The organism is Streptomyces sp. NPDC091649, from assembly GCF_044756785.1.
Taxonomy (GTDB): domain Bacteria; phylum Actinomycetota; class Actinomycetes; order Streptomycetales; family Streptomycetaceae; genus Streptomyces.
Map to the genome: position 1 here is coordinate 1,246 of NZ_JBIVTR010000042.1, position 1,750 is coordinate 2,995.

Genomic DNA, 1,750 nt, shown 5'->3' on the forward strand with positions numbered 1-1,750 from the left:
CGCGCCCCGCGGACCCCGGCCGACTGCTTCGACGCGGCGATCGACGCCGCCCGCATCGCCCTGACGTACCGCACCCCGGTCTTCCTGCTCTCCGACGGCTACCTCGCCAACGGCTCCGAGCCCTGGCGCATCCCGGACACCGAAACCCTGCCCGATCTCAGGACGCCCTTCGCCACCGGCCCCAACCACACCCTGGCCGACGGCACCGAGGTCTTCTGGCCCTACAAACGCGACCCGCAGACCCTGGCCCGCCCCTGGGCCATTCCCGGCACGCCCGGCCTGGAGCACCGCATCGGCGGGATCGAGAAGCAGGACGGCACCGGCAACATCTCCTACGACCCGGCCAACCACGACCACATGGTCCGCACCCGCCAGGCCAAGATCGACAACATCCAGGTCCCCGACCTCACCGTCGACGACCCCGCCGGGGCAGCGACCCTGGTGCTGGGCTGGGGATCGACGTACGGGCCGATCACCGCCGCGGTGCGCCGGCTGCGGGCCGCCGGCACCCCGATCGCCCAGGCCCACCTGCGCCACCTCAACCCCTTCCCCAAGAACCTCGGAAAGGTGTTGAAGCACTACGACAAGGTCGTCGTGCCGGAGATGAACCTCGGCCAGCTCGCGATGCTGCTGAGGGCGAAGTACCTGGTGGACGCCCACAGCTACAACCAGGTCAACGGAATGCCGTTCAAGGCGGAGCAGCTCGCCACGGCTCTCAAGGAGGCCATCGATGCCTGACACCGACGAACTGCGGCACAACGACCTGCTGCAACTGGTGCCCAAGGCCGAGGCGAAGCAGTCCATGAAGGACTTCAAGTCCGACCAGGAAGTGCGCTGGTGCCCCGGCTGCGGCGACTACGCCGTCCTCGCCGCCGTCCAGGGCTTCATGCCCGAACTCGGCCTCGCCAAGGAGAACATCACCTTCGTCTCCGGCATCGGCTGCTCCTCCCGCTTCCCGTACTACATGAACACCTACGGAATGCACTCCATCCACGGCCGCGCCCCCTCCATCGCCACCGGACTCGCCACCTCCCGCCGCGACCTGTCGGTCTGGGTCGTCACCGGCGACGGCGACGCACTCTCCATCGGCGGCAACCACCTCATCCACGCCCTGCGCCGCAACGTCAACCTCAAGATCCTCCTGTTCAACAACCGGATCTACGGACTGACGAAGGGCCAGTACAGCCCCACCTCCGAACTCGGCAAGATCACCAAATCCACCCCCATGGGCTCGCTCGACGCCCCCTTCAACCCGGTGTCCCTCGCCATCGGCGCGGAAGCCACCTTCGTGGCCCGCACCGTCGACTCCGACCGCAAACACCTCACGAGCGTGCTGCGCGCGGCCGCCGAGCACTCGGGCACAGCACTGGTGGAGATCTACCAGAACTGCAACATCTTCAACGACGGCGCCTTCGAAGTCCTCAAGGACAAGGAACAAGCCGCCGAAGCCGTCATCCGCCTCGAACACGGGCAACCGATCCTCTTCGGCTCCCAGGAGCCCAAAGGCGTCATCCGCGACCCGGCCACCGGCGACCTCCACGTCGCAACCGTCACGAAGGACAACCGCTCCCAGATCCTCGTCCACGACGCCCACGCGGAATCACCCACCACAGCGTTCGCACTCTCCCGCCTCGCCGACGCCGACACCCTCCACCACACCCCCATCGGAGTGCTGCGCAGCGTCCAACGACCGGTCTACGACACGCTGATGTCAGACCAGCTGGACACCGCCCTCGAACGCGACGGCAAG

The 1,750-nt window shown here is 67.5% G+C and carries 1 protein-coding gene and 1 pseudogene; both read left to right on the top strand.

The features are described from left to right. Positions 1-738 (top strand): annotated as a pseudogene (locus ACIQMU_RS31540) (2-oxoglutarate ferredoxin oxidoreductase subunit alpha); the annotation flags it as partial. Further along, positions 731-1,750 (top strand): 2-oxoacid:ferredoxin oxidoreductase subunit beta (locus ACIQMU_RS31545; RefSeq protein WP_352244112.1); only part of this gene is annotated, 1,020 nt, incomplete at its 3' end. The pseudogene ACIQMU_RS31540 and the gene ACIQMU_RS31545, both read left to right, overlap by 8 nt.